This window comes from Sedimentimonas flavescens (genome assembly GCF_025154035.1).
GTDB lineage: Bacteria > Pseudomonadota > Alphaproteobacteria > Rhodobacterales > Rhodobacteraceae > Rhodobacter > Rhodobacter flavescens.
The window spans coordinates 674,643-681,297 of sequence record NZ_JAOALJ010000001.1 but is presented as its reverse complement, the minus strand read 5'-3'; the positions used below and the strand labels follow the sequence as shown (position 1 = coordinate 681,297).

The 6,655-nt window shown below is 62.1% G+C and carries 5 protein-coding genes, 1 tRNA gene and 1 pseudogene; 4 read left to right on the top strand and 3 right to left on the bottom strand.

The window, feature by feature from the left end; translation table 11 throughout:
* Nucleotides 1-46: 46 nt before the first annotated feature.
* The 4 genes and pseudogenes from N3C64_RS03225 to N3C64_RS03210 all read left to right on the top strand — a co-directional run bounded on the left by N3C64_RS03225 (nucleotide 47) and on the right by N3C64_RS03210 (nucleotide 1,871).
* Nucleotides 47-123: transfer RNA gene (locus tag N3C64_RS03225), tRNA-Met, on the top strand.
* A 97-nt stretch (nucleotides 124-220) separates the two neighbouring features.
* Nucleotides 221-382, top strand: coding sequence for a hypothetical protein (locus tag N3C64_RS03220; RefSeq protein WP_260011765.1), 162 nt, complete (start codon nucleotides 221-223; stop codon nucleotides 380-382).
* Between the two features lie 81 nt (nucleotides 383-463).
* Nucleotides 464-628, top strand: a complete 165-nt coding sequence (locus tag N3C64_RS03215; RefSeq protein WP_260011763.1) for a hypothetical protein — start codon at nucleotides 464-466, stop codon at nucleotides 626-628.
* A gap of 56 nt (nucleotides 629-684) precedes the next feature.
* Nucleotides 685-1,871, top strand: a pseudogene (locus N3C64_RS03210) (IS3 family transposase).
* A gap of 256 nt (nucleotides 1,872-2,127) precedes the next feature.
* Here N3C64_RS03210 and N3C64_RS03205 read toward each other — a convergent pair.
* The 3 genes from N3C64_RS03205 to bla all read right to left on the bottom strand — a co-directional run bounded on the left by N3C64_RS03205 (nucleotide 2,128) and on the right by bla (nucleotide 6,655).
* The gene (locus tag N3C64_RS03205; protein ID WP_260011761.1) at nucleotides 2,128-3,903 is read right to left on the bottom strand and encodes an amidohydrolase family protein; all 1,776 of its coding nucleotides are present in this window, start codon (nucleotides 3,901-3,903) and stop codon (nucleotides 2,128-2,130) included.
* Nucleotides 3,904-3,991: 88 nt separating this feature from the next.
* Nucleotides 3,992-5,476 carry a serine hydrolase domain-containing protein gene (locus N3C64_RS03200; RefSeq protein WP_260011759.1) on the bottom strand — a complete coding sequence of 495 codons (1,485 nt, stop codon included), beginning with the start codon at nucleotides 5,474-5,476 and terminating at the stop codon, nucleotides 3,992-3,994.
* A 144-nt stretch (nucleotides 5,477-5,620) separates the two neighbouring features.
* The gene (gene bla, locus N3C64_RS03195) at nucleotides 5,621-6,655 is read right to left on the bottom strand and encodes a class A beta-lactamase (RefSeq protein WP_260011757.1); all 1,035 of its coding nucleotides are present in this window, start codon (nucleotides 6,653-6,655) and stop codon (nucleotides 5,621-5,623) included.

The following is a 6,655-nucleotide window of genomic DNA, read 5'->3' as shown; positions in this document are numbered from 1 at the left end:
CGGGGCCAAAGCGGATCATTGCACCGCGCAAAAAACGCAATACTCTCGCGGGGTGGAGCAGCCCGGTAGCTCGTCAGGCTCATAACCTGAAGGTCGTAGGTTCAAATCCTACCCCCGCAACCATTGAATTCGACACCCCGCCCACAACGAGGCGGGGTTTGTCATTCCGGGGTTCCCCGAGCCCCAGGATCGCGCCCAGTTCCCCATAGAGTTCAATGACATGGCCACCGCCCTCGCGTGGCAGCATCCGGATCTCCGCGATCAGGCCGCGCAGGATATCTGCGGCTTCGTTCCGGGTGCCGTCGGCGTTCAGTGCCTCGATGAGGGTCGCAACCTTCGCCCGGTAGATCTCGGCCATGGCGGGGTGCAGCGTGACGGGTAGGGGCTCGGGGAGTTGGTCGAGCTTGGCCCTCAGTGTGAGCTTCTCGTCTTCGAGCGCCTGCAACCGCTCCGTCATGCTTTGATGGAACATGCCGTTGGCGACGGCATCAATGAGATTGGAGATCTCCTTCTCAAGCTTGGTAAGCCGGGCTTCGGCGGTCTTGCGTTCCGTCTCCGAGGAGTGCTGTTCCTTGCGCATCTCGCGCTGAAACTCCTCGACGAAGGCGGCAAGCAGGTCGTGCTGTGACCCCCGATAGTTCCTCCATTTGATGCTAGAGTCCGGCCCAACAGAAGGACCGGATCATGAAGCCATCGAAGTTCAACGAAGCCCAGATCATCGACATGCTGAGGGAGGCCGAGGCAGGGGCGAAGACCGCCGATCTCTGCCGTCGGCACGGGATCAGCAATTCCACGTTCTACGCCTGGAAGGCGAAGTTCGGGGGCATGGAGGTCTCGGACGCGAAGCGGCTGAAAGCGCTTGAGGACGAGAACGCCAAGCTGAAGCGCCTTTTGGCGGATGCCCTGCTCGACTAGGCCGCGCTGAAGGATCTCCTTAGCCGAAAGTGGTGACGCCCGCCGCCAGGCGCGAGGCCGTCGCGATCCTCGTGGAGGCCCACGAGATGAGCGAGCGGCGGGCGTGTTTCGTGATCGGTGCGGAGCGGACCTCGGTGCGCTACCGCAGTCGCCGACCTGACGATGCCGGACTGCGCGAGCGCATGCGGGTGCTCGCGGGCGAACGCCGCCGGTTCGGCTACCGGCGGCTGCATGTGTTGCTGAGAAGAGAGGGGCTGGTGATGAACCGCAAGAAGACCCAGAGGCTTTACCGCGAGGAAGGCTTGTCGGTGCGCAAGCGGCGCGGTCGAAAGAAGGCAACCGGGACAAGGGCGCCGCTGCTAACGGTCGCCGTGCCAAACGCCCGCTGGTCAGTCGATTTCGTGCACGACCAGTTCACACACGGTCGCCGGTTCCGCGTTTTCAACGTGATCGACGATGTGACGAAGGAATGCCTGGCCGCCGTGGTCGACACCTCGATCTCGGGGCGTCGGGTGGCGCGGGAGCTCTCCACGGTGATCGCGCGGCGCGGCAAACCAGGTCTGATCGTCAGCGATCATGGCACCGAGTTCACCTCGAACGCGATGCTGGCCTGGACCGAGGAGGTGGGCGTGTCCTGGCATTTCATCGCGCCCGGCAAGCCGATGCAAAATGGGATCTGTGAGGCGTTCAATTCGAAAATGAGGGACGAACTCTTGAACGAGACGCTGTTTCACGGGCTCGACCACGCCCGCGCCATCGTCGCGGACTGGGTGGCGGACTACAACGCCGAGCGACCACACTCGGCCGTGGGCTACCAGACCCCCGCCGCCTTCGCGGCCCAACTCACCGCAATGGGCGACCGGCTCCACGCAACGGAACCGTTCCGCCGTTCGCCCATTGCTCCCGCGGCGCAACAGCGCCAAACTCAACCGCGGACTCCGGCGTCAGCTGGATGAATGTCGGGGGTCACAGCACCTCCTTAAATCACAACCTCAAATCTGTGCCATAGGCGCTGACGGGGGACAGGATCTGCGCCTCGCAGGATCGACCCTCCGCCTGATCCGTGGCTGTTGTCGCCCCGGTTAATCGAAGACAGTTCCGGAGAGCGAGAATTCGTCGACCGCCCCGTCGGACCGAATGAAGATCCGGTGGATGAATCGCACGTAGCTGAGTTCGCCAGACGGATCTTCGAGCAATTCGTCCTATGCAGCGTCACTCGCAGCACGGGATCACGCGCGGGTCGTAGGCCGGTTGCGAGTTCGGCACGCCGCCACCGAAATCCTGCGGAACAGCGTAGAAGGCCTGTGTCCATGCATCGACGTCCAGTGGCTCGAACAAGCTTTCCTGCGGCTCGTTGCGGATCGGCTGGCCTGGGTTCACGCCGCGCAGCACCTCGCCGCTATCGACCACCACCACGCCGTTGACAATCACGAAGGGAATGCCGGAGGACGGCAGATTGCCCTGTGCGTAGGTGGCGTTGTCGGTCACCGTCTCCGGGTCGAAAATCGTGATGTCGGCGATCATGTCCTCCTGCATCCGCCCGCGCTCCTGCATCGCCTTCAGCCCCGTAAGACCGAGCGGGCGCGCCGAGTTCCAGCTGAGCTGGGCGACGCTCTGCATCAGGGGGATGCCGTTCTCGCGCCCCATGCGCAACGTCCGCGCGCAGCTGCCGGCCCCGCGTGGGTGGCTGTTGGGCAGATCCTCGAAGGGCGTATCCCATGTGATGCTGTCGTCGAGGATCGGCATTCCGTCTGACGCGATCGCCACGTCAGGCAGCCGCAGCCAGTCGAGGATGGCGCTCTCAGGCATCTTGTAGGCCAGCACCAGCCGCGCGGGCTCACGCGCCATCATCTCCGTGCGGCTCTCCTGCGTGTACCACTCCCCGGTCAGCGCATCCTGGATGGTCTCCTCGTACTTGTAGCCGAGTTGATCTACCCAGATCTCCGGTTCGAGGAAGACGGCGTTCAGCGCCGTCGAACCCGCCGCGTAGGGGTAGAGCTCGCCCCACATGTTGTGGCCTTGCGCGCGCATCCGCACCAGCAGCTCGTGCACGAGGTTGTAACCAGGGTTGTTGAAGTGACAGGCGATGGCGGGCGCGCCGAGCGCGGCGGCGTTGGCCAGCATCTCCTGGATACCGTTCGCTTCGCTCGTGTCCGTGCCGGGCGTGTAGCGGAAGTGGAAGGCGCAGGGCCTTCCATAAGCCGCGGCGATGCGCTGGATCTCGAAGACCTCGCGTGCCGATGCGCCGTCGCGCATGTAGCCGAGCGTCGAGCCGATGCCGACCGCGCCCGCGGCGAGGCCCGTATCGAGCACGCGCAGGATCTCGTTGCCCTTCTCGAGGTCCGGGCGGGTATGGGACCAGCCAGACTTGTCCGAGCCGCGATGGTTCATGGCCTCGGGCGCATCGATCGTCGTGATGCCGTCGAGCACCAAGGTACGCGCGAATTCGTGGCAGCTGGCGCAGCCGTAGTTGATCTGGTTGGTCCCGGCGCGCTCTGCGTACCAGTCATCCACCAGCGTCCCGAGCGTCCCGATCTCGAGGTCCATAACCGTCGTTCGCCCGTCGAGCAGTGCGAGCTTGTTGCCCATGGGCCGGGGCCAGTGAAAATGCGTGTCGATGAAGCCGGGCGCAACGACATGGCCGCTGGCGTCGATCTGGCGGCCGCCCTCGAGCGGTTCGACTGTGATAGCGGCGATCCGACCCGCGCGCACGCCGACATTTGCGACCTGGTCAAACCCGGTCTCGGGGTCCATCACCCGCCCGCCAAGGATCACGAGGTCGAATGGCTCCCTCGTCTGCGCCAAGGCTCTACCGGCGGACCCAATGGCGGCCGCACCCGCGGCAACTCCAAGGTTGAACTCCCTGCGGGAAATCTTGTTCTCGCTCATGTTGTTCTCTCCTCTCCATTTCGGTTGGGCGATGCCGACGACGACGCCACGCGCCGCAGTCAGGTTCTTTGGGTTTGGTTTCTGCATTAGACGCCTCATGTCGTCGATGCAGTGCGTTCGGTGGAGAGTTCGATCTGCGCTGTGCAGGATCGGCCCTCCACCGAAGCCGTGGCTCTTGTCGCCCCGGTTATTCGAAGACAGTCCCGGAGAGGTCGAAATCATCAACCGCCCCTTCGCCCCGAATGAAGATCCGGTGGTTGAATCGCACGTAGTTCAGTTCGCCAGACGGATCTTTGAGCAATTCGCCAAGGGCTCCCTCGTTCGGGCCTTCGGTGATGATGAAATAGCCATCAGCCGTATTGGCCACATTGGCAGGCGCGGGATCCGATCCGCTGGTCAATGCGGAGAACTGCACAAACACATATTTATCGCCCTCTTTGCGGATCTCGATGTTTTGGGAATTCCCCTTGAAGACGCCGACGAAGGGATCGAGTACAGCCGGATCAACACCCGCTGCGACCGGAGAGTTGGCCTCGATGCCCGTGAAGGCTTTGACCATTGAGTTCGCAATTTTTTTATAGGCTTCGGCTCCGCGATCGCTGTGGACCAAAACCACCACGGCAAAGTCGCGATCCGGGATCAGCTGCAGAAAGGAACGCGTGCCGGGCCAGTTCCCCCCGTGGCTGGGGCTGGTGACCCCGTCGTAGTCATGGACGAACCATGTCAGCCCGGTAAAGTCGCCGGCCTCAGCCTCGACTGCCGGAGCGTGGGCATAGTCCAGTGCTTCTTCGGACAGCAGCTGGTTCCCGGCGGCGTCCTTGCCGTCCAGCTGAAAGCGGGCGTATTTCAGCATGTCGCTAACCGTAGACCGGAGAGCGCCGGAGGCTGCGGATTCTGGGATCAACGGAATGTAGTACGGCTTGAGATCGCTAATGTTGCCTTCGCCGTAGATCGGCGGATGACCCCATGCGTAGTTTTCAGCCGGCGGGGTGGGGTCGTAGTTAAAGGATGACGAATCCATGCCGAGCGGAGTCAACAGGTTCTCTTCGATCAGGTTCTCGATCGGCTTTCCGCCGGCATGCGACACCACATGGGTCGCGAAGGTGATGCTGGTGTTGTTGTACATCCAGGTTTGATCGAACGGATAGAGCTGCTCGACGTAAGCCGCCTGGAGCATGACCTTCTCGCTGATCGACCCGCCCGGAGGAACACGAAGGAACCCATGGTCGCCATACCAACCAGCGCGATGGTGGAACAGGTCAACGACCCGCGCTTTCGACGTTGCGTCGGGATCCGCGACCCTCCACCACGGCAGGATGTCGACGACACGCGCGTTCAAATCCAGTTTGCCCTCTTCGGACAGCTGCAGGGCCACTGTCGACAGGAAGGTTTTTGTCACAGAGCCAATTTGAAATTGCGTATCAGGGGTAACGGCCTCGTCGGTGCCGACCTTGGTGATGCCGAGGCCGGCGCTGTAAGTGTTGGGCCCATGGATGACCCCGATACCAAGCCCCGGGATGTTCATTTCCTTGATCAGTTCAGCAGTTTCGGCGAGGACCGCATCAAAGGTCGCTTGCCCCTCCTCCTGTGTCATGAACTGTTGGCTTTCCTGTGCAAGCGCGGGTTGAAGTGCAAGTGATGACGAAACGGTCAACGTAAATAATAGTTTCATTGGGTTCTTCACCGTATTCTTCCTCTTCGTTAGATTTCCCATTGGGTTTCTCGTTTTGATATAGTGATGTCTCTTCCCGGAAGGTTCTGTCTTCGCCGTGCAAGTCCGCACCGGCAAAGGCTGCGCTCCGCAAGGTTTTCCGGTTTACTGCTTCGCCATCTGCCCAACGTGGAAGTAGTCGAACAGCGACCGGGCGACCTCGGCAATTGCCCGATCCCTGTCCGCCTCGGATGTCTCGCTGCTCTTGGTGAACACGGCGATTGCAAACTGACGACCGTCGGGGAGCGTGATGTAGCCGACGTCATTGGCTACGCCTCCGATGGTTCCGGTCTTGTTCGCCACGGGCGTTCCCCTCGGCAGCAGGCCCTTGAGCCGGCCAGCGCCGGTGCGCGTGCGCGACATGACATCAATCAGGAAGTCGCGGCTCTCGGCGCTTGTCGCCGTGCCACTGTCAATGGCAAGCAGAAGTTGCAGCATCGCAAGGGGCGTTGCCTGGTCGCGGGGATCCGCCTCGAAATCCAGATTGCGGTCGCCCATAATCGTCAGGAGCTCTGGCCGAGTCACAAAGGCCTCTGTTGCGACTTTCATCGTGGCCGGTCCCGGCAGGCCATAGAATTCGCCGATGATCTCGCCAGTCGTCCGATCGACCCTGATGCCGGTGATCCCGAGCTTGCGCAGATATTCGGTCACTGCGGCGGGTCCGCCGGCCAGTCCCATCGAGATGTCGGTCGCCGTGTTGTCGCTCTCGGTGATCATGATCTCGATCAGGTTCGCCACCGAAAGCTGAAGCCCGGGGTGAACGAACGTATCGCTTAGTGCCGCGTCCCCGATCATCATCATGTCGGGTGTGACCTCGACCATCTGGTCGAGGCTGAGTTCCCCCCTATCCACGCGATCCAACACCGCAGCGGCGATCGCAACCTTGTACGTGCTGGCCATGACGAATGCCTCATCGCCATTTAAAGCGATGACGTCGTCGCTGCCGATTTCCTGCGCCGCGAAGCCGATGCGCCCGGCAAGCTGTGTCGCGACTCGTTCGATCGCGGCCCCGACGGACGGTCCTTCCGCTGTCTGGGCATAAGCCGGGCCGAAGGCCGCCATCGAAACGGTCATAAGCCCGGCAATAAGTGTTGCCGTTAAAAGGGATTTTTTGGCTTTTACGGTGTTTTCCTTCGGCAT